The sequence below is a fragment of the Methanosarcina hadiensis genome, assembly GCF_046529725.1.
GTDB lineage: Archaea > Halobacteriota > Methanosarcinia > Methanosarcinales > Methanosarcinaceae > Methanosarcina > Methanosarcina hadiensis.
On sequence record NZ_CP136241.1, the window covers coordinates 917,302 to 941,678 of the forward strand.

At 39.1% G+C, this 24,377-nt stretch carries 24 protein-coding genes; 13 read left to right on the top strand and 11 right to left on the bottom strand.

The window, feature by feature from the left end:
• Positions 1-59: 59 nt before the first annotated feature.
• The 3 genes from RSJ42_RS04090 to RSJ42_RS04100 all read right to left on the bottom strand — a co-directional run bounded on the left by RSJ42_RS04090 (position 60) and on the right by RSJ42_RS04100 (position 2,690).
• Positions 60-1,055, bottom strand: coding sequence for a catalase family peroxidase (locus RSJ42_RS04090; RefSeq protein WP_410509410.1), 996 nt, complete (start codon positions 1,053-1,055; stop codon positions 60-62).
• A gap of 482 nt (positions 1,056-1,537) precedes the next feature.
• Positions 1,538-1,996, bottom strand: a complete 459-nt coding sequence (locus RSJ42_RS04095) for a hypothetical protein (RefSeq protein WP_410509411.1) — start codon at positions 1,994-1,996, stop codon at positions 1,538-1,540.
• A 298-nt stretch (positions 1,997-2,294) separates the two neighbouring features.
• On the bottom strand, positions 2,295-2,690 hold the full coding sequence (locus tag RSJ42_RS04100) for a DUF6326 family protein (protein ID WP_410509412.1): 396 nt from the start codon (positions 2,688-2,690) through the stop codon (positions 2,295-2,297).
• 308 nt (positions 2,691-2,998) lie between these two features.
• Here RSJ42_RS04100 and RSJ42_RS04105 point away from each other — a divergent pair, with 308 nt between their 5' ends.
• Positions 2,999-3,787 (top strand): HNH endonuclease, encoded by a 789-nt coding sequence (locus RSJ42_RS04105; protein WP_410509413.1) that lies wholly within the window; start codon positions 2,999-3,001, stop codon positions 3,785-3,787.
• A 295-nt stretch (positions 3,788-4,082) separates the two neighbouring features.
• Here RSJ42_RS04105 and RSJ42_RS04110 read toward each other — a convergent pair whose 3' ends face one another.
• Entirely contained in the window at positions 4,083-4,547 is a 465-nt protein-coding gene (locus tag RSJ42_RS04110) for a hypothetical protein (protein ID WP_410509414.1), read from the bottom strand.
• A 147-nt stretch (positions 4,548-4,694) separates the two neighbouring features.
• Between RSJ42_RS04110 and RSJ42_RS04115 the strand changes: the two genes are divergently transcribed.
• Together RSJ42_RS04115 and RSJ42_RS04120 are read left to right on the top strand one after the other, a co-directional pair.
• On the top strand, positions 4,695-5,444 hold the full coding sequence (locus RSJ42_RS04115; RefSeq protein WP_410509415.1) for a phosphoribosylanthranilate isomerase: 750 nt from the start codon (positions 4,695-4,697) through the stop codon (positions 5,442-5,444).
• A 366-nt stretch (positions 5,445-5,810) separates the two neighbouring features.
• Entirely contained in the window at positions 5,811-6,140 is a 330-nt protein-coding gene (locus RSJ42_RS04120) for a hypothetical protein (protein ID WP_410509416.1), read from the top strand.
• Between the two features lie 480 nt (positions 6,141-6,620).
• On the opposite strand, the gene RSJ42_RS04125 is transcribed toward RSJ42_RS04120, so the two are convergent.
• Positions 6,621-6,755, bottom strand: coding sequence for a hypothetical protein (locus RSJ42_RS04125; RefSeq protein WP_410509417.1), 135 nt, complete (start codon positions 6,753-6,755; stop codon positions 6,621-6,623).
• A 369-nt stretch (positions 6,756-7,124) separates the two neighbouring features.
• On the opposite strand from RSJ42_RS04125, the gene RSJ42_RS04130 reads away from it, so the two are divergent.
• Both RSJ42_RS04130 and RSJ42_RS04135 read left to right on the top strand, forming a co-directional pair.
• Positions 7,125-7,700 (top strand): hypothetical protein, encoded by a 576-nt coding sequence (locus tag RSJ42_RS04130; protein WP_410509418.1) that lies wholly within the window; start codon positions 7,125-7,127, stop codon positions 7,698-7,700.
• A gap of 416 nt (positions 7,701-8,116) precedes the next feature.
• Positions 8,117-9,565, top strand: coding sequence for a saccharopine dehydrogenase NADP-binding domain-containing protein (locus RSJ42_RS04135; protein WP_410509419.1), 1,449 nt, complete (start codon positions 8,117-8,119; stop codon positions 9,563-9,565).
• A gap of 464 nt (positions 9,566-10,029) precedes the next feature.
• Here RSJ42_RS04135 and RSJ42_RS04140 read toward each other — a convergent pair whose 3' ends face one another.
• The gene (locus tag RSJ42_RS04140) at positions 10,030-11,433 is read right to left on the bottom strand and encodes an MATE family efflux transporter (protein WP_410509420.1); all 1,404 of its coding nucleotides are present in this window, start codon (positions 11,431-11,433) and stop codon (positions 10,030-10,032) included.
• 640 nt (positions 11,434-12,073) lie between these two features.
• Entirely contained in the window at positions 12,074-12,463 is a 390-nt protein-coding gene (locus RSJ42_RS04145; protein ID WP_410509421.1) for a DUF2795 domain-containing protein, read from the bottom strand.
• 812 nt (positions 12,464-13,275) lie between these two features.
• Between RSJ42_RS04145 and RSJ42_RS04150 the strand changes: the two genes are divergently transcribed.
• The 3 genes from RSJ42_RS04150 to RSJ42_RS04160 all read left to right on the top strand — a co-directional run bounded on the left by RSJ42_RS04150 (position 13,276) and on the right by RSJ42_RS04160 (position 14,347).
• A complete protein-coding gene (locus RSJ42_RS04150) occupies positions 13,276-13,497 on the top strand; it encodes a hypothetical protein (RefSeq protein ID WP_410509422.1) in 222 nt (73 codons plus the stop codon).
• A 107-nt stretch (positions 13,498-13,604) separates the two neighbouring features.
• Entirely contained in the window at positions 13,605-13,784 is a 180-nt protein-coding gene (locus tag RSJ42_RS04155; RefSeq protein ID WP_410509423.1) for an EamA family transporter, read from the top strand.
• Between the two features lie 284 nt (positions 13,785-14,068).
• A complete protein-coding gene (locus tag RSJ42_RS04160) occupies positions 14,069-14,347 on the top strand; it encodes an EamA family transporter (RefSeq protein ID WP_410510315.1) in 279 nt (92 codons plus the stop codon).
• A 52-nt stretch (positions 14,348-14,399) separates the two neighbouring features.
• Here the strand turns inward: RSJ42_RS04160 and RSJ42_RS04165 are convergent, their stop codons facing one another.
• Together RSJ42_RS04165 and RSJ42_RS04170 are read right to left on the bottom strand one after the other, a co-directional pair.
• Entirely contained in the window at positions 14,400-14,639 is a 240-nt protein-coding gene (locus RSJ42_RS04165) for a hypothetical protein (RefSeq protein WP_410509424.1), read from the bottom strand.
• A 10-nt stretch (positions 14,640-14,649) separates the two neighbouring features.
• Complete coding sequence (locus RSJ42_RS04170) at positions 14,650-14,943, bottom strand: hypothetical protein (protein ID WP_410509425.1); 294 nt, start codon at positions 14,941-14,943, stop codon at positions 14,650-14,652.
• A 776-nt stretch (positions 14,944-15,719) separates the two neighbouring features.
• Between RSJ42_RS04170 and RSJ42_RS04175 the strand changes: the two genes are divergently transcribed.
• The gene (locus RSJ42_RS04175) at positions 15,720-15,914 is read left to right on the top strand and encodes a hypothetical protein (protein WP_410509426.1); all 195 of its coding nucleotides are present in this window, start codon (positions 15,720-15,722) and stop codon (positions 15,912-15,914) included.
• Between the two features lie 722 nt (positions 15,915-16,636).
• On the opposite strand, the gene RSJ42_RS04180 is transcribed toward RSJ42_RS04175, so the two are convergent.
• Entirely contained in the window at positions 16,637-16,771 is a 135-nt protein-coding gene (locus RSJ42_RS04180) for a hypothetical protein (RefSeq protein WP_410509427.1), read from the bottom strand.
• Between the two features lie 500 nt (positions 16,772-17,271).
• Between RSJ42_RS04180 and RSJ42_RS04185 the strand changes: the two genes are divergently transcribed.
• The 4 genes from RSJ42_RS04185 to RSJ42_RS04200 all read left to right on the top strand — a co-directional run bounded on the left by RSJ42_RS04185 (position 17,272) and on the right by RSJ42_RS04200 (position 21,082).
• Positions 17,272-18,792: an AMP phosphorylase gene (locus tag RSJ42_RS04185; protein WP_410509428.1), complete on the top strand. Its 1,521-nt coding sequence runs from the start codon at positions 17,272-17,274 to the stop codon at positions 18,790-18,792.
• Positions 18,793-18,869: 77 nt separating this feature from the next.
• On the top strand, positions 18,870-19,403 hold the full coding sequence (locus tag RSJ42_RS04190) for a tRNA (cytidine(56)-2'-O)-methyltransferase (RefSeq protein WP_410509429.1): 534 nt from the start codon (positions 18,870-18,872) through the stop codon (positions 19,401-19,403).
• Positions 19,404-19,852: 449 nt separating this feature from the next.
• Positions 19,853-20,239, top strand: coding sequence for a hypothetical protein (locus tag RSJ42_RS04195; protein WP_410509430.1), 387 nt, complete (start codon positions 19,853-19,855; stop codon positions 20,237-20,239).
• 333 nt (positions 20,240-20,572) lie between these two features.
• A complete protein-coding gene (locus RSJ42_RS04200; RefSeq protein ID WP_410509431.1) occupies positions 20,573-21,082 on the top strand; it encodes a shikimate kinase in 510 nt (169 codons plus the stop codon).
• Positions 21,083-21,236: 154 nt separating this feature from the next.
• On the opposite strand, the gene RSJ42_RS04205 is transcribed toward RSJ42_RS04200, so the two are convergent.
• On the bottom strand, positions 21,237-24,374 hold the full coding sequence (locus RSJ42_RS04205; protein WP_410509432.1) for a PAS domain S-box protein: 3,138 nt from the start codon (positions 24,372-24,374) through the stop codon (positions 21,237-21,239).
• Positions 24,375-24,377: the final 3 nt, after the last annotated feature.

Consider the following 24,377-nt stretch of genomic DNA (forward strand, 5'->3'; position numbering starts at 1 on the left):
TCATCATAAACTGGATGACACGCAAATAGTGGCTTCCATTTCCGCATTTTTCCGGTGTATCATTGATGACGGCGCCCGTATGAGATGACATAGGCAGCGTTACGGAACTGGATCATAGGGTCGGCTGGGTCGATTCCCTCGAGCAACTGGGCAGGAAGGAAGAGAAGGTCGCGTTCCACTGCATCGCTATCGGGGACGACCTTTGTGATCTCTATGAGGCCTATATCGGCGGTTCTGCGCGTATCAGGCCAAGCAATTGAAGGGTCGTCTATTTTATCTCCAGGTTCCGATATTTGAACGCGCAGGTCGAACCTAATTGGCGCACGTGCCACACACTGGCGAATCTCGTCTGCAAGGTAATCAGGAGCAGCTTTTTCAACGTCTTCTGCGGACAAAAAATGGTTTCCCTCCTGAGGCTCGATGCGATAACGGCCGAAAACAACCTGATCCTGTGCGTTGGTGAACCTGTAACTGTTGACTCCAAAATAAGTGAGCGTTGCATAGCTGACTGGCGGGGGCTGCTGTGATTCCAGGAATGACTTCGCAACCGGATGTGTTGCAAGGTAAGTATCAGCCGGCGTCGGAGTAGCAACTCCGGGGCCACTGGAGCCAATCGCAATCAGGAGTTCTTTAAACTCATCGGTGGTGGCGGAAGGAAATCCGTTGAACGAGTGTATTACAAGATCCGTTTCCGATCCATCCGGCAGATGAAACTTTACTGCCAGACCTCGGGGATTTGCAAGAGTATCTGTGTCTGATATTGTGGGTATGCCTGCAAAATCGGAAAAACGGACCGTCACAGGGACTGCTGCACTCTGAAAGTGCGGTGCCTTACTTAATGTTGCCGCTGAGGGGCTGGGGAAAAATTTTCCCTCCAGCACGATACCCTTCGCATGGATTGCGCGATTGTAAGTTTGCTTACCGAAAACCAGATTAATTGCATCGACCAATTCAGCCGGTGTCGAGCTTTGAGGTGAGGAAATCTCTGTTTCTTCCTTTTCCTGTTTTTCTTCAATTTCATCAAAACGTGTACTGTGCATATCATCTGATGGCATTATAATCCCCCTCAATATCTCCCCTAAATTCTTTTACATACAGTAAACTATTTTACATAATAAACTATTTTACATATAGTTTTAAAATGAATATCCCTGTATCATAGAATGCTACCAGTAAGCATGAGTTCATCAATTGCCTGATTGACGGTAATCTGTTGTGATCTTTAAAAGGCATGGAAGTTATGATTCCCAAAAAACAGATTACTGGAAATTATATAAAATTAACAGAATAAATACTCCTTATGATTATAAATCAAAAACTTTACGATAATAAAGTTAGAAATTAGAAAAAATGAAGAGATAAGAATCTCCCGCTTTAGTCTGGATATTTTATCTGTTTTTTACCAGATTCTTCTCCAAAGAGAGTAATTGACTGCTAGAAAAACAAATTTTTAATAACTTTTCCTAAGTGCCTGAACATCAAGTCGATAAAGATACAAATGCCAATATCCAATCTGTAAGAATTAAATACTGAAAACTTATTTTGATTCTGAGTTGAGTTTTAAGATACGTTCCACGATATGTCTTCTGGATAAATCAGGATTGAATCCGAGTTCCTTATATTCAGCCTGTCTTAAGGCTTCCCAGTAGGCATTTTTCTTTGCGTAAAACTCATGATAACCATGCGTCTGGTCTTTACATATTTCATGGAAAATCCTGTGTTCTTCAAGTGTCCCGAATCCACGAAGGCAGCAATCATCTCCTTCGAGGTTTGTGCCTTCTAACACCTTTTCTAAGAGGAGCCTGTATTCATGTCTCTTCTGTATCAATTCAACCGCTGTGTACTTTTTAAGGTCAATTAATTCTATGCCATTTTCGTTTGCCCAGGAAATTATTTCAATGTTTTCTTCGTCACTATTTGAATTAACGATTTTTAGAAGAGGATTCAAACCACATTCTGGATTGCTATCGAGATACCAGCTTGAATTCATATCCATCTTTATTACCCCTTGAATTTATAGCAAAAACCCTGGTTCACAATCAGACCGTAATCGGTAATTTGATACTTCAGTATTCCTTACCTTTACATTGGTGCTGCAGAGTAGAAAAATGTATTTGAACCAGAGCTGATAGAGAGGCAGTAAGATAGAAGGCAGTAAAAATATAACATTTAAATTCTGTTTTGTAACAAGCTTAATAGAAGGAAAAAGTAGTCTTTTTTTAAGTGCCTTGATGTGTGATTACTTAACATTCAATATCATGATGCATTATTTCACATTTTTCTTTTAGTGATTGTCACGATGCCAGGCGGTGTTTCCATGCATACCATACGATTAGTACAGAAGCTATGGCTGCTGAAAGCGTCATCAGTGCTCCGCCCCAGTATGCAGACTGTGCAGCTTCGATTACGCTGAAGAACCACAGGACAGCAAAGGCTACACCCACGATGATATTTAGCCAGCGGTTCAGCGAATGTTTCAAAGTAAGGGATAAAAAAGCCATAATCATTGGAACCAGCATTAAGATTGCAGAGAATAGTATCATACCCGGGGTTATTTCCTGGTCTTCTGCCATTCCTGCCATTAATTGTGCTAAAACACCCGGTTCCATAAGAACTATTATCTGATGAGCCAGAAAAGCGATTGATGCAAAGAGCCAGAGCACTGAAACTTTTATCTTCCAATCTTCCAAAACTTCTGCCTCCTTAGAGGTTTCTTAAAGTACTTTGTCTGTTAACTAATTTCTCTATTGTATTTCTTCTACTTTTTGCATACAATTTTTATTTTACTTGTAAGTGATTCTCTTTATTACGTATGCAGGATGCTTGGAGAATTGCCACAAAAAAATGCCAAAATAAGATAAATGATTCATGTTTATTGTAAATTTTATACAAAGCGTTTGAAACAGTATACATTAGAAAATATTATCAAAAAATTTAACGTTTCAAAGGTGTTTATACATTTCCTTGTGTACTACTATAAACTGAAAGGCGATTAGTAATGGAAAAGCGTTACCTGAGATATTCTGATGGTCGATATGAAGCAGACATTGACATCACTGTAGAAGAATGGAAATCAATGCTTCAAAATCCAAAGATTTTTGGACCTAAATATTTGGATATGATTTTGAAATGGTACTACGAAATTGATCATCGAGCTACGAGTCAAGCAATAATGGCAAAGTATCCATCTGAGTTAAAAGGTACTCCATACAATGGATACGTCATTGGTTTAACTAATAGAATTATCAAGTACCTTAATCGATTTGAAGTAATCGGAACGCAAGGTAATGAATCAAAATTCATTGTACCATTTGAAGGGTGGTATGAAGACTACAAAGAGGGTAACCATTTTGTTTGGAAGGTAAGAGACGAGTTAGTCCAGGCAATAGAAGAGCTCGGTATCGTAGACGAAAAAAAGTTTCAATCTGAAGAGGAAGAGCTTACAAGTTACCCTATAGAAAATAGGCAAGATGGCAAAATTATAATGCGTTATACTACTCAATATGAACGAAATCCAATAAATCGGCGTAACGCTATTAAAATACATGGAACTGTATGCCAGGGATGCGGGTTTGATTTTGAAAAGGTATATGGTGAAATAGGGAAAGACTATATTGAAGTTCATCATTTAAAACCACTCTATGAAAGGGAAGGTTCCGTTCCAATAAATGCTGAAACAGATTTAATCTGTTTTTGTGCTAATTGCCATCGTATGATTCACAGAAGAAAGGATAAAGTCCTATCTCTAAAAGAATTACAAAAATTATTGTTAGCAAACAAAAGTTGAGCGTTTGGAAAATAAAGAATAATGTGAAAATTTTTTGAGATTATTCCAACGTGTTTGCTAGGAAGTATTGAAAGCCTCAGCATAAAAAGAAAATGTTGCCATTTTGAATATCCTGTTAGACCTGACTATTCTGGTTGAGTGCATGCATTCTCGGCTCTTAAGAAAAATTCTTTTCATATTTAGGGAGAAGCCTTAGTTTCTCATTAAAGACTTTTTACATCGTGTACAAATTTTTCTGATCCTTAAGAAGTTAGATTCAAAATGGATAGAACAGGGATGGTATTTATTTAGATAATTAGGTATCCGTAACCTGTTTGGTTTTTTGAGGAAACTCTTTTTTGTAATTCCCAGCTGAAGACTCCTGCCTCTTCTGCGCTGGCCCTTCCAAAGCTTTTACCCAATCTTCTCCATCCCATTTTTTCCAGTGCATCATTATCATTGCACGGGTTAACAAAAGTTCTTCTCCAGAGTCAATGAGACCATTTCCATTCTTAAGCCCGTGTTCGAAAGTATATTTAAGGCGTCCGGAGTACCATTCCAGGAATCGTGAGAATGCTTCGAATTTTGGGATCCTCAGATTTTTCATATAGAATTCGATACAGATTTCTTGCAGCTGGTCCTGTCTCGGCAGCCAGATATAATTAACAGAATTGTTTCCGGGCTGAAGTAAGACCTCAACTTTTTCAAAGGCAGGGTTATAAACAAAATCACCGGGCTGGAATACCCATTTTTTCTGGATTTCCTTTGCGAGTGAGCACATTCTGATGTATTTCTCTGATGTATCCGTATTAACCAACCTCAGAATGAATTATAAGTAATAGGCTAAAAGGAGTACCTGAGCTGGGTGAAAGTATTAAACTCAGATGATTCATATAATAGGTCTTCTTTTTCACAGTAATCAATAGATTTGTCAATAGATTTGTGCTTGACTTATTACGGCACTATCAAAGGCTTTTCAGGAAAAAAGGAGAAAATCATGAGAGTAAAGGTTTGTGGAATTAAAAGGGTTGAAGATGCTATTATGGCTGCATACTGCGGAGCTGATGCGGTTGGACTGGTGGTGGGACAGAAGCATAATTCGGACGATTTCATTGATAAACATTTAGCCCAAAAAATCGTGAGAGAATGCCCGCCTTATACTTCACCGGTTCTGGTTACGGAACTGGATGATGCTGAAGGAATCTCTAACCTTGTGCATGAGACAGGTGTTACTTCTGTTCAGCTGCACTCTGATTGTACAGTCGATTGTATCATATTACTGCGTAAAAGATTTCCTAATATAAAAATAATCAAAAACTTTCATGTTACCGGTCCAGGAGTTATTCACGCTATGAAGCCCTTTGAATCCGTAGTAGATGCTTTCATTCTGGATACTCTTGATTTAGCAAATGGTAAGGTAGGTTCAACAGGTTTGGTTCATGATTGGAGCATTAGTAGAAACATCGTTAAAGAGGTATCAAGGTCGGTTATCCTGGCAGGAGGTCTGACTCCGAAAAATGTTGGAGAGGCTATACGGTTTGTAAAGCCATATGGTGTAGACGCCAGTTCCGGACTTAAAGACTCTGCTGGTTTCAAAGACGAAATAAAAGTGGCTAATTTCATACATCGTGCAAAACATGAATTTTTCAAAGTAAGAAATTTATCTTTAGATAGTTAAGCTCAGTCTTTAGAAGAGAAATCAGGATTTTGAAAAAATACTGGGTTTAGAATAAAATTTTGGCTGCTGAATAAAATTCAGGCTTTTTGGAGACGCTCGCAGGTAATAGCTTTATGTGCTTTCTTTTTCCTGGCGGCTTACATTTTATTGAGCATAAAGGGAAACTGTTAACAATTTTCCTGGCTCTTTAACAATCCTCCTGGCTCTGCAGGTTTAAGCCCGGGATTGTAATTTTCAGTTCTTATGAACTCCTTACTTTCCATAGCTCCACTATCAAACCAGCTATAACTGAAAATCTGCAAGGAATCTGAAGTAACTGAACACTATCAGAAAAACCGGATGCATAGCCTTCCGGCAAACTGTCATTTGAATCTTTTGAGAATTATTATATTTAATGGTTTATATACAAATAGTGCCTATAGATTATTGCAGTGGATAAACTGCAGGGAAGAAAATCACTGGTATGGGTGTGATGAAAAAATGAAGACTTTAACAATAAAACTATATGATAATGTAGAAGAACTCTCTAAAGCTGGAATAGCCGTTCCTGAAGATATTCCTATAAGTAATGAAGATTTTGAACTGGATATTGTGATGTTTGCAGAAATATACGAACTTATCCAGGTTGAACGTATTGGAGATGATATTACACTCCACTATCTGGATAGCGGGGTTCCAAATAGTGAGTTGTCCTGATTAAACCGGATAATCCGGGTTTTCTTTGTTCCTGAGGATAATCCGGGTTTTCTTTGTTCCTGATAATGTGCTGCATATATTCAGGGAAGAAGAGCCTGGTTTCTTATAATGGGCTCTTTTGTGCCATTTACAGGCTGTCTTAACCATTGAGAAGTCAGATTAAAGTGAACAGGACGAGGATAACATTCAATGAAATAATTGGATGCCTGTAATTTGAATGATAACATTTAGCGAAGTAATTGAATGCCTAAGTAATTAAATGTCTGTAACTTTAATGTCTGTAGTATGTCTGGATTTCAGGGAAACCCCTTTTCGACAATAGAACTCCGTGGTCACAGGAAAACTTCTATCCACATAGTCAACTGGCAGGCTGGAACTGTCTAACTTAAAAGCAGAAAAAAATTTAGGAATACAATTCGACAGCAAATAATGTTAGTCTTCAACACAAAAAAAGAAGAAAAATGAAGTTACACTTCATCTTCAAAAGCTTACAGAACGGCAGTCTACAAGAAGTATAACAAGTTCGGTTTCAAGCATCTGTTCTAAAAGTTCACTTTCTATATAATCATACTGTAAGCCAATATTAACAAGCCGTTTGTATGTGGTATCGTCCACATATGCGATATCTAACCTTTTTAATACATCGGCTATTGCATTTTCTACTGTTTTGTCTTCCAGTTTTAAACCCCCTTTTTAACTATTTCTCAGTACTTATATGCTTTACCCTCTGAGGCAGGACTGGGGCGTTGAAAAAAACCAATTGGCATGAAAGTGCTCTCAAGTACTTTCATTTTTTGGGCATGTTATTCGAAGAATATCATGTGCTTTTTTTGTGTTCTTACCCTGATTTTACACGTTACAGGGCAAAGCGTCTATCTGGTGAATTTATTCAAGCACTATTTAAGAAATTGTCATTTGAACAATGATAGAAAATATTTTTATCCAGCGGAAGTCGCATTTATACAGTAATCCAGAGGTCATATTGTGATAGATGAAGTAATAAAATCGAATCAAAGGGATAACAAACAAAGCAGGACTCTCATTAAGGAAAATGCAATGCTTTCAAAGGAAAACTGGTTTATTACCGGCTCTGCAGTGGTTCTGTTCATTGTCAACAACATCTTTTTGGGTGCCTTCCTCTCAAAGATGCCTGGTGGGTCAGCCGCAGGCATTACCACGATCTATGTTATTTCGTTAGTAAGCCTGGTCATCAGAAAATTCAAATCCGTCACCATGGTCTACATGGTATATGGGTGTATTGGGATTCTAAGCCACTTAATGGTTGGTGACTGGATATACATTCCTAAGGTTGCGGTAGTAATAATAATTGCAGTGATATTCGACTTTTTCCTGCATGAAAGCAGTTACAGAATTACTTCATTTATTTTCGGGTTTGCACTATTTGTTTTCTTATTAAATTTAGCTGATTATGGTTTATCATATCTTTTTGGGTATTTTACAAAACCTGTAAACATAAAGGACATGATTCTCTCTCTTGTCTGTGGATATGCAGGGATAATTTGTGCATTCGCCACATATAATCACCTGCAAAAACCATAACTGCAGGAGAATTACAGATCGAAAATCTCAAGCTATTTTAAGTCCTTTAACCGGAATTCCAAGCCACCTAAAAACTTTTCAAAACATCTGGGAGGAGAGTTTGTGACCGGAAAGGTTTGAAGAATAATCCTGGAAGTTTTTAGAATCTCTGCTGAAAGCGTGGATTCATGTGAGCAACTATTGTTACAGATCTATTTCTCCGGGTCTCCTGAATCCAGCACTCTCCTGGTAAACATTCAACCCGGTGAGTATTTGATATTGATATTCGTGACTTCGTTGACAGGCGCTCTTTTTACAGATTTTCATGCACTGCCATTACTTATGTTTGATATTTTTTAGTTTTGATGAATCATGCCACGTTCCTAAGAAAAGTTAATATGAGAAAAGTTATATCCAAGCCTCGCGTTTACGAAACCATGAAAAAAAAGTTTTCCAATAAAATCCTTATTATTGGTTATGGCTCAGTTTCACAGTGTACACTCCCCATCTTACTTGACAAACTCGATGTTCCGCTTGAAAACATTACCTTAATTGATTTTGAAGACAAATCAAAGGCTATGAAAAAATATACTAATCAGGGACTGACTTTTGTCCGTGAAAAGATTACCCCTAAAAATCTGGATCAGGTCCTGTCACAATATATGGAAAATGAAGGCATGATCATAGATCTTTCATGGAATATCGATGCCAATGACATTATTAAGTGGTGCCATGACCACAATGTGCTGTACGTTAACACTTCAGTTGAAGTATGGGACCCTGAAGAGGGATTCTTGACTCGAAGTTTATTGGAAAAATCACTCTATTTACGGCAAATGAAATTGCTTGAACTTTCCCGTGACTGGAAAGACGCGCCTACTGCTGTTGTTGACCACGGCGCAAATCCCGGCCTGATAACTCATTTCGTAAAGCAGGGATTGCTGGATATTGCTGCCCGCACCTGCGCTGACAAAAAAGTCTCTCTTGAAGAGGAACAGGAAATTGCCCTTCTTGCAAAAAACAGGGATTTTGCCCGCCTCGCTCAGAAGCTGGAGGTCAAGGTAATTCATTGTAGCGAACGTGACACCCAGGTAGCAAATCGGCCAAAAGAGGTTGATGAATTTGTAGGGACATGGAGCATTGAAGGATTAAGAGAAGAAGGGACTGCTCCTGTCGAAATAGGCTGGGGAACGCATGAGAGCAAACTGCCGCCTCTGGCTCACATACCTCCTAACGGATCGAAAAATATGATTTTTCTGCCCCGGATGGGCATCAATACATGGGTCAGATCCTGGATACCGGACGAAGAGATTGTAGGCATGGCAATCCGCCACGGCGAATCATACGGCCTTTTGAAAATGTTAACCGTGTGTGAAAATGGCAATGCGGTCTATCGGCCTACCGTACACTATGCTTATATGCCCTGTCATGATACACTCTCATCCCTTTGTGAATTGCGAGGCAGGAATTATGAGCTTCAGCCCAGGATCAGGATTATGAGAAATGAAATCGTATCCGGTGAGGATGTTATGGGTGCACTCCTTATGGGACATTCTTATAATTCCTGGTGGACCGGGAGTGCATTGGGCATTGAAGAGGCAAGGTCCCTTGCTCCGGGTCAGAATGCTACTACTGTTCAGGTAGCTGCAGGCATTGTTGCTGCCATACTCTGGATGCTTGAAAACCCGCGAGAAGGTATTAAAACGCCTGAAGACCTGCCTCACGATTTTGTCCTGGACATTGCCAGACCATACCTCGGAAAATTCATTTCCATACCTTCGGACTGGACGCCTCTTAAAAACCGCAAAATATTCTTTAAAGAAAATCCAGCCGTGAAACACAATCCAGATCCATGGCAATTCGAAAATTTCCTTTTCGTAGGGTAATTATGAGTGGATGTCTAAATTCAAACCATTTTCATATTTGAATTGAGAATTGACTTTGAATCTGGACTGCAAGCTTATTACATGGACCTGAAGCCTGTCAAAAAAGCCAGTAATGCGTATTGAAAATTTACATTAGGTGTATAATATCAAATCAGTTATACCAAATCAGTTGCGGTTTCGCATTCCCTGTTGTAAAATTACAACAGGCAACCATTTTTTGGCAGGATCTTTTCTTTTCAGTAACTTACATCCATAAAAGAAGATTGGATCTAATCATTTGAAATAAAGACTGATTATAAGATTAGTCCAATCCTTTGAATGAAGATTAATTATAAGATTGGATCTAATCCTTTGAAATGAAGATTAGTTATAAGATTGGATCCAATCCTTTGAAAATATCCTCATGAGTGAAGTCTTCTCTTATGAATATTCACCTGATTGAAGAACGCGTTTCACCTGTGAGTTTAATTTTTCAGCCAATGGATCCGAAAATCGCTTAATTTTGGATTGGGATCATCGGTCTTTGCCTTTACATTTTTGAGGGACTTAAATTCCTTTGAAAGCATTCCCAGAACCATCACCAGCATTATATACTCCGAAACTGGTGACGCATACCAGACTCCATCCAGGCCGAAGAAAATCGGGAGGATGAAAAGCAGAGGAAAAAGTAAAAAGTAAATCTTTCCCAGATTAATAAATAGTGCTTCCCTTATTTTATTTATCGACTGGTAATAAATGGCAGTGAGCAGGACAGTACCTTCAACTAGTAACGAGAGCATGAAAATATCCATTCCTCTCAAAGTAATATTTAGAAGTTCGGGGTTGTTCCGGCTGAAGATACTCACAACGTTTTCAGGGAAAAAGTGCAGCAGCAAAAATCCGAAAACTCCTATAAGGATACAGGAAAACATTGTCAACTTCAGGGTTTTTGAAACCCTTTCATAGCAGCCAGCCCCGTAATTGAAACCTATGATCGGCTGCACTCCCAGAGCTATCCCTTCAAAAAGCATGTAGAAGACTGAACAGATATATCCTATGATGCCATATGCTGAGACCACAAGCTCAGAACCGTATCTGAGCAGCATGTAATTGTAGGCAAAAAGAGCAAGAGCCAGTGATAACTGCATTGCAAAGGATGGAAGACCTGCTTGAAGAATCCGGGTCAAAGTTCTGATTCTAAACCGGATATATTTAAGCCTGAGCCTCAACTTTGCCCTGCTTCCAAAAAGGTAATGCATCAGCAGTGCTGCTGGCAGGGCAAATGAAATAACTGTCGCAACGGCAGCTCCTTGCATTCCCATGCCCATACGCATGACTAAAAGGTAGTTAAACATGATATTTGCAACTAATGCTGCAACCATTATTTTCATGCAGAGCTTTGGGTTTCCGTCATTTCTTACAAGAGGGTCAAGGGCAAGAGAAATGACCATAAAAATCGAACCCGCGAAAATAATTGTCAGATACTCACTGGCGAAAGTGAGGGCAGGCCCGGTTGTCCCGAGAATGCTGATTGAGGTTTCACAGAAGACTAAACCGCCTATAGTCAAAATGAGTCCTGTAAGAAGGCATAGGAGGAAAGCATTGTGAGAGATATCCAGGGCTTCCTCAGTATTTCCCCTGCCAAGTTCCAGAGCTGTAAGACTGGACGAGCCAACACCGATAAGTAAACCAATTGCAATTATCGCCACATAAAGAGGAGAGGCAAGGGTAATCCCTGCAAGACCACAGCTTCCTATCACATTTCCTATAAAAAAGCAGTCGATTATTTCCTGTAGGCCAGCAGTGACAACTCCAACAACCGCCGGGAACCCAAATTTCCATAACAGATTCAAAATATTCCCGGACCTCATCTCTTCATCGCTTACCATACAAAGTCCTCAGCTCACAATGAAGCCGTAAGTTCAGGATCATGTTATCGTATTTCCCATATTCCGGGGTTTCGCTTTGATATTCGTATCCAGGTTCGGCATTCATTCTCTATTTACTCTGTACCGGGACAATGACAGAGAATACTGATGCCTTTAAGTGACAGTTCTTAATTTGATCCGGATTTGAGCTGTTTTTTTCGATTTACATCCCACCGATAGATAAACTGAATAAATCACTTTAAGTATTATATCTTCAGATCATCTTATTTAATTATTTCCACAAGTATTGGGTGCGGAACCGGGGCTATGATAATCCGCTACCCTTTGCCAGCTTCTATTTTAATGTTTTCATCTCCGGAAAATCTGCCATACATTTTTTCATAATTTCATACTTTGCAATATATCACTCATAATTTCTTGAGTGTGCCCCGGCAGCCGCAGATTTATGGAAAAATGCCATACAAAAACCACTGGTATTCGGCAGAGATTTATAGCACGATAACAAAAAATGGTATTTAACTATGAAATAACTATGAAAAAAGAGTAATAGAAGTTGAAAAGAAGTAGCGGTAAAGGCGTGAGAAATCAATGAAAAGAAAGAAGAAAACTAAACCCTTCTTAGATTGAAATATCTACAGCCTCACCATTTAAACATGCCACCACAACAATTGACCACATCAATGAAGCTGTCATACGTTTTATCAGGGCAATTCTCGAGTCCGCCCATTACATAACCCGGAGAATTATAATCTCTGGCTGCTTCAATAAGCTGTTCCTTTGCCACAGGATAATCCAAACATACAAAGGGCTGTACAATATTCTGAATCACATCTACTGCGCCGGTTGCATCGCCCGCATTGAGGTATTGTCTTTCCGGAATGTACGAGAGGGCTTGAACGACATCTTTTCGGACATCAGATTCACGGGCTTTATTAATAAGAGCCTCCCTCTGCGCCGGAAATAGCATATCACTGAAAATCTGCCTGGCCCTATCAAACGAATGGTTAATTTCTTCGCAGCTTACAAGCATAACTTTCCCCCATTTCAGATTTCTTTCTGGCGTTCCCTCACTGCCTTTTAATTAAATAATTTCTCTTTGGGGAATATTATATAAATTGTATTATATAAGATATTCAATTAAAGACTGACCGCCTATCACTCAAAAAATAATATCGTTTCAAGTAACTCAGGAACTATTAAAACAAAGAACGCCATAAATTAGTGAGAACACCCTTAATTAGTAAAACATCTAAATTAGAGAGTTGTCATGCTATGTCAAAGGCAAAGGTTCGGATTCTATTCTCACAGGAGTTCGTGTGTACAGATCATACCTTCACATCCGAATTTTTAATTTATTCTTTTCTGCTGAGATCATAAAGTCATTTTTATATCATTTTTATGCCGGAACGAAAGCATGTAAATGACATGCATAGAGTCCTTATTTAAAATAGGGTTCATTTCTGAAGGTTTCTTCAGCGCGGTTACACGGGCTTTAAAATCAAAAACTATAAATTTCTTTAGGACTAGAAGGCTGTACACCTGCATATATTTGAATACCTCTGAGGCAGGCATTTCGATGCCCGCATCTCTTATAATATCATAAGAATCGGCATGCTTAAAGCTTTAGAGGTCTCCTTTATTGTGCACTCTAATCTTTACTACCGTACTGAAATTAAAAAATCATTTTTCCACGCAAAAAATATAATCATATTAATCTTTGTTGAATTCAGGCTTTTAGGACCAATTAGTAGCTAAAATCAATTGCTAGAAGGACCTGAAAACTGTAGTTTGAAAGCTTATCTGAACGAAAATTTACTGTAATTTATCCAGGAGGGACCGTACATGCGCAAGGATACTGAAAAGAGTTTTGGAGGAAAGGGCTTCGGAGGACTGGCAGCAATTCTGCTGCTCCTTGGAGGAGTGTTTACTATTGTTTTATTCTATTTTATGTTTCAATTTGCTGAACAGGGAAATCTTTTAATGGTTATTATAACTGCATTATTAATTGGAGTAATTTCACTGATCGTAGCCAAGGGGCTGGTTTATATATCCAGACACAGATAACTTTCAAGCATAGAACTGAACCCCAGTGCATATTGATTCTTATTGATTAATTCCTTTTCCTCTTCTTTTTCGATTAACGAATCAAACATAGCGGTTCTCTTTATTTTGTGGGAATAGATATCCTCAGTCTTGTTTTCTTTAACCTTTGCTATTTTATTACCCTGAGGGAGACTTCTATTGCAGTTGCCGTTACTCTTCTATATACAGCTCCTGCGTTTGTTACTGTCCTTTCCGGAATCTTTTTCAGGGAAAGCATGGGTGCAAAAAACTCTTTTCCCTGGGCCTGACCCTTACAGGGTGCGCTTTTGTAACCGGCTACCTTTCTGAACTCGGTAATTCTCCTTCCATCTCCTTTCCCTGGCTTCTTACCGGGCTGGGTGCTGGCTTCGTATACACCCTTTACAGTATATTTTGAAAGGCTGCCCTTAAAAAGTCAATAACATAACAATTACAGCTATAACAATTACAGCTATAACAATTACAGCTATAACAATTACAGCTATAACAATTACAGCTATAACACAATTACAGCTTATACTTTTATTTTTGCCAGCCGGCCCTCCTGCCTCTAATAAACTTCGAAAATTCTGGAGGAGTATCCCTTCATGGAGGTTTCTGGATCTACCTTGCAGGTTTATGCCTTTTTCCCGGTATGCTTGCCTATCTGCTTTACACAAAAGGGCTTGAAAATGTTGAATCAAGCAGGGCATCCATTGTAGCTACAATAGAGCCGGTAATGGGGACCCTAATAGGTTTCTTCTTTTTCGGAGAAGTGCTGTCAGGATGGCAGTTAAAGGCTAATACTTTCCTGCAGATCCTCGCGGGTCCGGAGGATATCCAGCCAGGGTAAAGAGAAAAATAAAAGCATGAGAAGGAATACAAAAAGGAAAGAAAAGGAAAGATTATTTAACCACTGTATAAAGAGGTTCTCCTAACTTTTCTTTTCCGTTTTCATCTAGCTCTCGTATCGTGTACTCGGTGACTATCAAATCAAATTTTTGGTCCGGATCTTCCGCGAACTTTCGGAGATCATCAATTTCAAAATCAATTGGTGTAGGTTCGTCATCATCTTTGAGTTTTACTGAAATCTCTTCGTAATTGTTGAGCTCTGCAAGCTTTTCAAGCGCTTCAATTATTGACATTTTCATAGTTTTATTCCTCCTTCCCGAATTCCTCCGGTTTCTTTTCTACCCAGTAACCTCTCTTCATCATCTCAAATCTAAGCTCCTGGTCCGTTGCTCTTGTGAACATTTCTATGCTATTCCCTACGAAGCTCATGGTCTGCCCGCCGATATCCTGAACCGGCAAGTAAGCAGATCCATATACAGGACAATGAAATGTTATAGGGTTACCCGGTTGAACCTGTTTCATCTCCCATTCTCCACAGTATCCACAGCCCATGGAATGATATTTCCAGAAATCCTGTTCTGATTCGGTGTAAATCAAAATTAAGCCTCTTCTGTGTCTTCCAGCTCTACCATATCTTTAATGATGTAATCACATTCAGGATTAGGATAATATTAATCTATTCTCTTGAATCGTTTTCCCGCTGTACCAAAAGCTGTTTTTAGGTATTCCTGCTCACATTTCGGGCATACTGTTTTTGTTGTCTTCGGGCCAGGTTGCCCCTGTCATCTTTTCTTTTCTGCCGTAGTTAAGCCTCTATTCTTTCCTTACATATATCCCTTTCAGATCTCTTTCCAAATTCTGGTTTTTTTGAATGCCTGAACTTTTTGCATTCAAATGTATTACATCCATAATCTAACCAATTAGAAAAACTTAGAAATTTCATTACTACTTTTATAATATTATTTACTGAGTGATTGTTAGATACTCTGGTGATAAGGGATATAATTACTTTTAAGAATGTAATTTATGGAGTTAAAAAGGGTATCTGTACGAAAGTCTTCGGGTGGTACTCACAGAAAAGGATAGAATTGTAGAACGCCTAGAAAATGACCTTCTGAAAGCAGGCCAGAGAGAAGAGAACCTTAAGCAAATGCACAACAATTACATGTTGCAAGTTTAAAGTCTAATCAATCCCGAGCTCTCACGCCTCCAGAATCCATAAAGGAAGAGAAGCCAAAAACGGAAAGTAAGCCTGCTAGGAAGAAGAAGGAAAGCGGACTTGCATAAAAGGAAAGAGGCATATAGAGAAGGAAGAAAGGCCTTTTGATGCGGTCAAGGTAAAGCATAATCACTGTGAGGGAAAATAGGACTCAATGGAGAAGATACGTGAATACTATGGAGAAAAATTTCAATCTAAGAACCCAAAACAGGAATACTGTAACCTGCACATAAGGCAGCATATTATAGAAAAAAGGAAAAATGGAAGAATAAAAATTAAGGAGATGCAAATTCCTCAGGATTCACAAACATATAATAAACAAGCCAAACTAAAAATATTACAAATATGATTCCCTCAAAATATGGTATCTCTTTATTTTGTGCCATAAACCACAAAACAACACTAGCATAAAAAAATTTTGTCTAATGATATTTGCTTGTCTTCCTTTTCGCTTTCTTCCATGAGAAGCTCTGTATAACCATGCTTTGTTTCGATTAGAGAACACAAACAAGAACCTTTATCTTTTACTATTTTTATTTATAATTTAACATTATAAATATTTCACATAAAAAAAGAATTAAGTACTAAACTGTCTTAATTAATTTAGTGAAAACTGTAATTAAGAAAGGAGGAAATTGATATGTATAAATTAATTATTGAATTACTCCTTAAAGCGATAGAGTGGCCATGGCTTATACCTTAAGTTTTTAAAAACATAATCAGGAACGTGTATTTCATGTTTCCTAATATTCATTTTTAGACCATCTAAAAACAAATCAGGTATTTACAATTTTTTTTCTTTCCTTTATATACTCGTTTAACACCCTTTATATATCAAACCCAATCCGGTAATTATGAAATTCTCCTTTCCTCTATCCATTCCCCATAATTCGGACCCTAAAAAATACAAAATATTATTAATATATTTATAATGTAATATAATTTTATCCAGAAACAATTTAAAATTTCCTGATTAGGTTATTTAAATAGTAAAATTAGACAAAAGTAAACGACACACAGCAATTTCGGAAAGCATTAACTAATTAAAAAAGAAAAATGGAGATATTGAACTCAAAGTAATTTTTTCTCATACTTTTTAACAATAAACTCAATAGCTGCACTCTTGCCTTTTAACTTATACTTCTTATATATTTTTGTTAAATTCTCCTTGATAAAAATAAATTCGAGTCCACCCGCTGCAATCACTATAAGCATCCGCGCCTGGTGTTGCATAGCCTATAAAAAAAGTAGCTGGGATCCTCCTGTTCTCGCAGGCGTTGTACTTATACAGGAGCGAAAACAAAGCTTTTTAATTTTTTCCATGGGTTCTAATTATTTAATTTTTTTCTTACTGTAGGGTTCCGAAAGAATTCTACTTTTCTGGAGACACTATGAATTGTATTCTGAAATTACTGAAAATAATAAAAAGGTTAATATGTCAGGTAGGTTCTGTATTTAGTCTGGTATTTTGGTCTGCAGTTAACCTGGTATTTTATATGATACATGATTTCCATCTGATATCATATCTTAGCTGATACCATACTTTAGCTGATATTTGTCGTATCCCTGTTAATCTTCCATATTTTCTCAGACTTTACATAAATTTTCATTGCCTGAATGTCCAGCAGAATGGATTATTCGGGCGAAATAAATTACAATAACAATATCATAATTATATTGAGAATGAAAAGGATGGTGTTTATTCGATGCAGTTGAAGCTGGAACATTTTAATATAAAAATTGGACAGCACAAAGTGTTGTTTAATATTGCCGATGCGAAAGAGCTGGGAGTTAACCCTGGAGACCGTGTCCGCATCCGTGGGCATCAAAGCCTTTCTGCCATTGTAGATACAACTGATGATATGGTTCCTCCGGGAACTCTTGGCGTTTTTTCTGAAGTTTATGAACACTTTGAGGACTGGGACAAGCCGGTTGAAGTTGTTCCTGCTTTTCGCTCCAAGTCTGCAGGAGTAATCAGGAAAATGCTGGACAAAAAGCCCGTTGTTCAGGAAGAGATCAAAATGCTTGTAAGCGACATAGTTGACGAAAACCTTAGCGATGTCGAGCTTTCTGCATTTATAACAGCTTCTTATATACACGGGATGACTGACGACGAAGTAGAATGGCTGACAAAGGCAATGATAGAAACCGGAGATACTATTGAATTTGATACTCATCCTATCATGGACAAGCACTCGATAGGAGGAGTGCCCGGAAATAAGATTTCTCTTCTCATTGTCCCCATAGTTGCCGCAAACGGACTTCTGATCCCGAAAACGAGTTCAAGGGCAATCACTGGTGCAGGCGGTACTGCAGACCTCATGGAAGTGCTTTCTCCTGTTGAGTTCAGCTCTCAGGAGGTCAAGGAAATTACTGAAAAAGTAGGAGGCGCTCTTGTCTGGGGCGGAGCTACAAACATTGCGCCTGCGGATGACAAGCTGATCAGAGTCGAGTACCCGCTTTCTATTGACCCCTATTACCAGATGCTTGCCTCGATCATGGCAAAAAAAGGCGCTATAGGAGCAGACAATGTGGTAATGGATATCCCTATCGGACCAGGCACGAAGGTCCACACTATTCAGGAAGGGCAGAAGCTGTCAAGGGACCTTATTAACCTTGGGCACAGGCTTGGAATGAATGTTGAGTGCGCCATTACTTACGGGGCGTCTCCTATTGGAAGAAGAGTAGGTCCCTCTCTTGAAGTAAAAGAAGCAATGAAAGTCCTGGAAAGCATGGAAGGTCCAAATAGCCTGATTGAAAAGAGCGCGGCACTGGCTGGCATTCTTCTTGAAATGGGAGGGGCGGCTCCTAGGGACCATGGAAAAGAGCTTGCGCTTGAAACCCTAAGGAGTGGAAAAGCCCTCCAGAAGATGAAAGAGATCATTGAAGCCCAGGGCGGGGACCCGAATATTAAGTCCGATGATATCCAGGTAGGGCAGTATACTGCTGATATCTATGCTTCTACAGACGGGTATGTTATGGAGTTCGATAACAAATGGTTAATAGAGATCGCCAGACTTGCAGGGGCTCCCAATGACAAAGGGGCTGGAGTCGCAATTCACAAGAAAAGAGGAGAGCAGGTCAAAAAAGGAGATCCTATCCTCACCATATACGCTGAAAAAGAATTCAAGCTTGATAACGCATTGACAACAGCCCAGAGAACAAACCCGATAATAGTTGAGGGCATGCTTCTCAGAAGAATTCCAGGGACATATGGGTTACAGTAAACCCATATTCTCTTTTTGGTATTCCAGTGGAACTCCAGTGAAACCCTTTAATACCTTGTCAGGGTTTTTAGCCGATCATGAAGAGAATTGTTTTACTGCGCCTGGGGCACCGCCCTGAAAGGGACAAAAGAATTACCACACATGTAGGCTTAACTGCCAGGATGCTTGGAGCCGAAGGCATGCTTCTTGCATCTGATGACCCCGGGATAGTGCAGAGTCTTGAAGATGTGGTTCAGCGGTGGGGTGGAGATTTCTACATTAAAAATAACGTCAGTTTCAAGCAGGAAATCAGAAAATGGAAAGAAGAAGACGGGAAAGTCTGCCACCTTTCAATGTACGGAGTGAATTTGCCTGACGTTACCTGTGAACTTAAAAACTGCGACAAACTTATGATCATTGTGGGCGCAGAAAAGGTCCCACCTGAAGTTTACCAGCTCGCTGACTGGAACGTAGCTGTGGGAAGCCAGCCCCATTCGGAAGTCGCAGCAGTGGCAATCACAATGGACAGGATCGCTGAAGGCGAGCCTCTCGAGAAAGAATTTCCAGGCGCTGAACTCTCAATTGTCCCTGCTGAAAGGGGCAAACACGTAATCGAAAATACAAAGGAATAAATATGCTATTGCAAAAGCCTGCAATATCAGATTATATATTTTCGAGTTTTATATTTTTTTGAAAGCAGGTTTATTCTTCAGGCTTTCAAGTTTTTAATTTGATTCATCCCGTGTATTATTACGAATCTTTAGAAAAGTGTTAAATACATGTGTAACCCAAGATAAAGTGTCTACAGGCGGACCATTCTTCCTCCTTACGTCAGGACCCTGATTCTCCGTCTTCGTTCCCGCCAGTAGGGGCTGACAGGCACGATTTAACAATGGGTCCCGAATTGAGATTTTGTCCGGTTCAGGGGTGCATACAGGCAACTTTTCCGGTCAGACACTTTATTTGTCGGGCATCCCTCCGGCTTTTTTATTATTTTTTTATGAAAAATGGATAAATGGATAAATTCAAATAATATTAAAAAGTATGATTAACGACTGATATGTACTTAGTACCGCAGGAAATGAATTTATTCGTTGGGGCTGCACTTCTTTTTGTGGTTCTGGCTCTATATTTACACTATTATAAATTCAGGTTACTTTCTCATTCTCTCAGGATCTGCAACTGGGTCTGCGGTATGGCAATCAGTTCGGACAGCCCCTGGGTAAAAATGCTTGTGCTCCATCTTGTATTTTTCATCAGGCTTCTTATGTACCTTGCAATTATTTCTCTTGAACAGGTGGATAAACTTACGGCTCGAGGTCTGTTCAGGCATTATATTTCAGGCAGCAGAATTGTCCTTCTGGAGTATATGTCAGCTTTTATGCAATCCTCTAAAGAAATTGAAAAACAAATTTACAGTCAGAACTATCAGACTGCAGGCCGAAAAGAGCAGCTCACCAGGAAATAACTTATTAGAGTTCTTATCGATCTTATATTTATACTGTCTTTTCGATTAAACACAGATATCCTTTCAATATTCCTGGTTGTCCAGAGTATTATTAGATATATTCTACTATATATTCTATTAAATATTCTATTGGACATATTTTATTAAATATATTCTATTAGATGTATCCTATTAGATATATTCTGTGAGTTTCCATTTTTTTTGAAACATTCACGTTGTACATTTTATATAGCAGAAGATTATATTTTGTCCTGACGTTTGTCAACTGTCGATCCTCTATCCTGAGAATTTTCGGCATTGTGTTCTTGATTTTACAGGCAGGAAGCGTGTGCAATGAACATAACATTAATAGGTATGGCAGGAGCAGGGAAAAGTACCATAGGAAAAGCACTTGCAAAACGTCTGAATTATACTTTTATCGACGTTGACCGCTTAATAACAGAAAAAACAGGAATGCCCCTTCAGGAACTTATTGATAAACAGGGTGATTCTGCTCTTCTCAGGTTTGAAGAAGAAGCAATTCTGGGTCTCGGGCAGCTTGACAACTGCATCATCTCTCCCGGTGGAAGCGTGATTTATTCCAGGGAAGCCATGAAGCACCTGAAAGAAATTTCAAAAATTGTTTTTCTGGATGCCCCTTTCAGAAGCATTGTAAAAAGAATCCCCAATGCAAGAAGAAGAGGTATAGTAGGGCTCAGGGACAGAAGCCTTAAAGAGCTCTTTGAAGAAAGGCTGGTTCTGTATAATAAGTACGCTGATTTTTCAATAAAACTCAGGGGAAAGGAAAATGTTCAGGTGCTTACGGAAAGAGTGATCAAACTGTGTTTTGAAATAGAACTCTGATTTGAGCTTAATATTTCCGGACGTCAGGATATCACAACTGAATATTCAATACCTTAAGACTTCAATCAAAAAGGCTGGTTAATAGTTATCTGATCCCAGACGCGCGAAAGAAATTAATTGGCAAAAATTTACTTAAATTATAGAGGCAGAGATTTCATGTCTTCTCATCTTCCTCAAGATAAAAATGTATGATATACCCAGTTCCCTGGTCCCTTTTAAGCTCGATCTCACCGTCTAATTGATCTACAAGAAGGTTTACAAGCTGCAGGCCGAGTGTATCCGAATTTTCAAAATCAATTTTTTCAGGAATCCCAGTCCCGTTATCTGAGACAATGAGGGTATACATGGTACTTTTCCGGGTAAGTCCTTCCCTGTTATCCGGTTCACTTATAACCTCTTTGCAGAGTTTAATCTGGATTTCTCCGGTCTTTTTGCCCGAGAAAGCATACTTAAAAGAATTGGAGACAAGTTCGTTTACAATCATTCCTAACGGAACAGCAGTATCCATATCGAAGAAGATATTCTCTTCAAGATCCAGATTCAGACAGATATCAATTTTTCCAAACCTGTATGTCTGGAATAAATTTTGAAGAAGTCTCTGCAGGTATTGAGAGAAATTCAGGGTATCGGTTGTTCCTTCCTCCTCATGCAGTTCCTCGTGAATCAGAGCAATTGATGTTACTCTATCCTGGCTTTCCCTGAAGGCTTCAATAATTTCCGAATCCTTCACATATTCTCTGTTTCTAAACTGCTCAGCCTGGAGGTCTAAAAGAGAAGAGATAACCTGCAGGTTATTTTTAATCCTGTGGTGGATTTCCTTTTTACGGATGACTTCAAGGTTTTGAAGAGATTCTTCAGCCTCTTTTTTCTCAGTTATATCATATACTACACCGGTGTATAGCGGTTCTCCCTTTAAGTTTCGGATTTTCTGATGAATTTCCTGAACCCATTTTATACTTCCATTTTTAGTATTTATTCTATACTCAACCTCTCCCAAATAATCTCCAGGCGATTGTACTGCTTTTGCTTCTGCTTCCAAATATATCTCCAGATCTTCGGGAACTACCAGTTGAGTCCATAATTCACTCGATGATATTTCCTCTTCTTCATATCCAGTAATTTCCTTAACAGCACCATGAAAGAATTCTATATTCAGGTCTTTGTCTAACTGGAAAGTAATTCCCTTAAAACTCTGCACAAAGAAACGGTATTTTTCCTCACTTTGCTGCAGTTTTTGCTGGGCAGTTTTACTCTCAGTGATATCCTGAACTATTCCTATCATTCTAACAGGTGTATTCTTTTCATTAAAAATAATCCCCCCTTGAGAGTAGACTATACGCTCTTCTCCGTCAGGTAAGATTATTCTATAGTCAATATGGTAAGGCTTTCCGTTTAATGCTCCGCTGATGGCATGGTTTACGTAATCCAAATCATCTGGATGTATACAATTTAAAAATATATCGTGGTTTAACTTAAGCTTAGGGTCAAGCTCAAAAATACGATATAGTTCATCAGACCAGTATTCATCGTTAGTTACAATGTTCCAATCAAAACTTCCAGCATGAGCTAATTTTTGAGCTTCAGCCAGGCTTCTTTCGCTTTCCTTTAATGAATTGTAAGCATTTTCGAGCTCAGCTGTGCGCTCTTTAACTTTTTCTTCTAAGTTACCGTACGCTTTTTTGAGGGCTTTCTCTGCTTTTTTAAGGTCAGAAATATCGCGTGCAGCAGCAAAAATGCCAATGATTTTATCATTCTCATCTTTATAAACTGAAGCATTGTATAATACAGGAGTTATATGTCCATTTTTATGTTGAATCTCCAGAGGATAATCCCTGACCTCGCCACTCGTAAATACCAGCCGATAGCCTGCACTGGCTTTTTCAGGTTCGGTAAAGTAATCCGAAAAATCAGTCCCAATTAACTCCCTTCTCGAATACCCGGTAACCTCTTCTGTAGCGCGGTTCACATCCATAATCCTGCCGTCATGCCCGATGGTTACTAAAGGATCCAGACTGGCTTCAATAAGACTGCGGTTGTAAAGGTTTGACACTCTCAGAGCTTCTTCTGCTTTTTTTCGTTCAGTAATGTCTCTTGCAATAGTTGAGATGGCTATAAGCTTTCCAGACATGTCAAAGACCGGAGAAAGGGTTACTAAAACATCTATTATTGTACCATCTTTTTTCATGCGCAAAGTTTCGTAGTGCCTGATCCTTTCTCCCTGTTTAATCTTTTCAATTAAATGGTCTGTTTCTCCTTTAGTACTGTCTGGTTCAAGCATGGATATGTTCTTTCCCAGGACTTCTTCAGCCAGATACCCGTAAATCTTCTCTGCCCCTTTATTCCAGCTTGTAATAATGCCATCAAGAGACTTTGTAATAAATGCGTCATCCGATGATTCTACCGCATTGGCAAGTTTATGAATTTTCTCCTCTGCCTTTTTAATTGCAGTAATATCACGTGCAGCAGCAAAGACCCCAGTAACCTTACCTGCCTCATCCTTATAAACTGAGGCATTATACAGAACAGGAGTTATATGCCCATCCCTGTGCCGAATCTCAAGAGGATAATCCCTTACGAATCCTTTCTGGAACGCACATTGATAACCTTTTTTAGCCTTCTCTGGATCGGTAAAATAGTCTGAGAAATCGGTACCTATGAGTTCATCTCGAGAATAACCGGTAACTATTTCAGTGGAATTATTGACATCTGTTATTTTTCCGTCAGGTCCGATGGTTACAAGGGGATCCAAACTGGCTTCAATCAAACTGCGGTTATAAAGATTTGATAGCTTTAATGCTTTTTCTGTTCTCTTGCGCTCAGTGATATCAGAAACAATCGAAACTCCACCGATCACAGCTCCAGCCTCATCCTTGAGCGTCACGCTTTTGCCGTATACATTGATCTTTCTGCCATCCTTTGTCCTCTGGACAAGCTCCCCTTCCCAGCTACCTTTTTCAAAAATTTCCCTGGCAATAGCTTCCCGGCTGAGCCTTTCTGGAAATGTTGTCCGTAGAATGTCAGATCCCTTCATTCCAATAACTTCGTCCGCTTTCCAGCCGTAAATCCGCTCTGCAGCTCTGTTCCAGCTCTTAATCTTCAGTTCTCTGTCCGTGGAGATGATTGCATCTGAGACATTATCTATTAGATTGGCATGATATCGAAACTTCTCCTCAGCCTGCTTGCGTTCGAAAATCTCAGCAAGTAACTCCTGATTGGCTTTCTCCAGTTCAGCAATCCTTTCTTGCATCCGGATTTCCATTTTGTCCTTTCCTGGAAGGTTAACAACAGCCATAAT

Coding starts and splice junctions, on each gene's coding strand:
- RSJ42_RS04150 (WP_410509422.1), top strand. CDS start 13,276: ATGCGCAAGGATACTGAAAAGAGTTTTGGAGGAAAGGGCTTCGGAGGA.
- RSJ42_RS04185 (WP_410509428.1), top strand. CDS start 17,272: ATGCAGTTGAAGCTGGAACATTTTAATATAAAAATTGGACAGCACAAA.
- RSJ42_RS04190 (WP_410509429.1), top strand. CDS start 18,870: ATGAAGAGAATTGTTTTACTGCGCCTGGGGCACCGCCCTGAAAGGGAC.
- RSJ42_RS04135 (WP_410509419.1), top strand. CDS start 8,117: ATGAAAAAAAAGTTTTCCAATAAAATCCTTATTATTGGTTATGGCTCA.
- RSJ42_RS04200 (WP_410509431.1), top strand. CDS start 20,573: ATGAACATAACATTAATAGGTATGGCAGGAGCAGGGAAAAGTACCATA.
- RSJ42_RS04195 (WP_410509430.1), top strand. CDS start 19,853: ATGAATTTATTCGTTGGGGCTGCACTTCTTTTTGTGGTTCTGGCTCTA.
- RSJ42_RS04145 (WP_410509421.1), bottom strand. CDS start 12,463: ATGCTTGTAAGCTGCGAAGAAATTAACCATTCGTTTGATAGGGCCAGG.
- RSJ42_RS04140 (WP_410509420.1), bottom strand. CDS start 11,433: ATGGTAAGCGATGAAGAGATGAGGTCCGGGAATATTTTGAATCTGTTA.
- RSJ42_RS04165 (WP_410509424.1), bottom strand. CDS start 14,639: ATGTCAATAATTGAAGCGCTTGAAAAGCTTGCAGAGCTCAACAATTAC.
- RSJ42_RS04095 (WP_410509411.1), bottom strand. CDS start 1,996: ATGGATATGAATTCAAGCTGGTATCTCGATAGCAATCCAGAATGTGGT.
- RSJ42_RS04175 (WP_410509426.1), top strand. CDS start 15,720: ATGGAGAAGATACGTGAATACTATGGAGAAAAATTTCAATCTAAGAAC.
- RSJ42_RS04090 (WP_410509410.1), bottom strand. CDS start 1,055: ATGCCATCAGATGATATGCACAGTACACGTTTTGATGAAATTGAAGAA.
- RSJ42_RS04105 (WP_410509413.1), top strand. CDS start 2,999: ATGGAAAAGCGTTACCTGAGATATTCTGATGGTCGATATGAAGCAGAC.
- RSJ42_RS04110 (WP_410509414.1), bottom strand. CDS start 4,547: ATGTGCTCACTCGCAAAGGAAATCCAGAAAAAATGGGTATTCCAGCCC.
- RSJ42_RS04205 (WP_410509432.1), bottom strand. CDS start 24,374: ATGGCTGTTGTTAACCTTCCAGGAAAGGACAAAATGGAAATCCGGATG.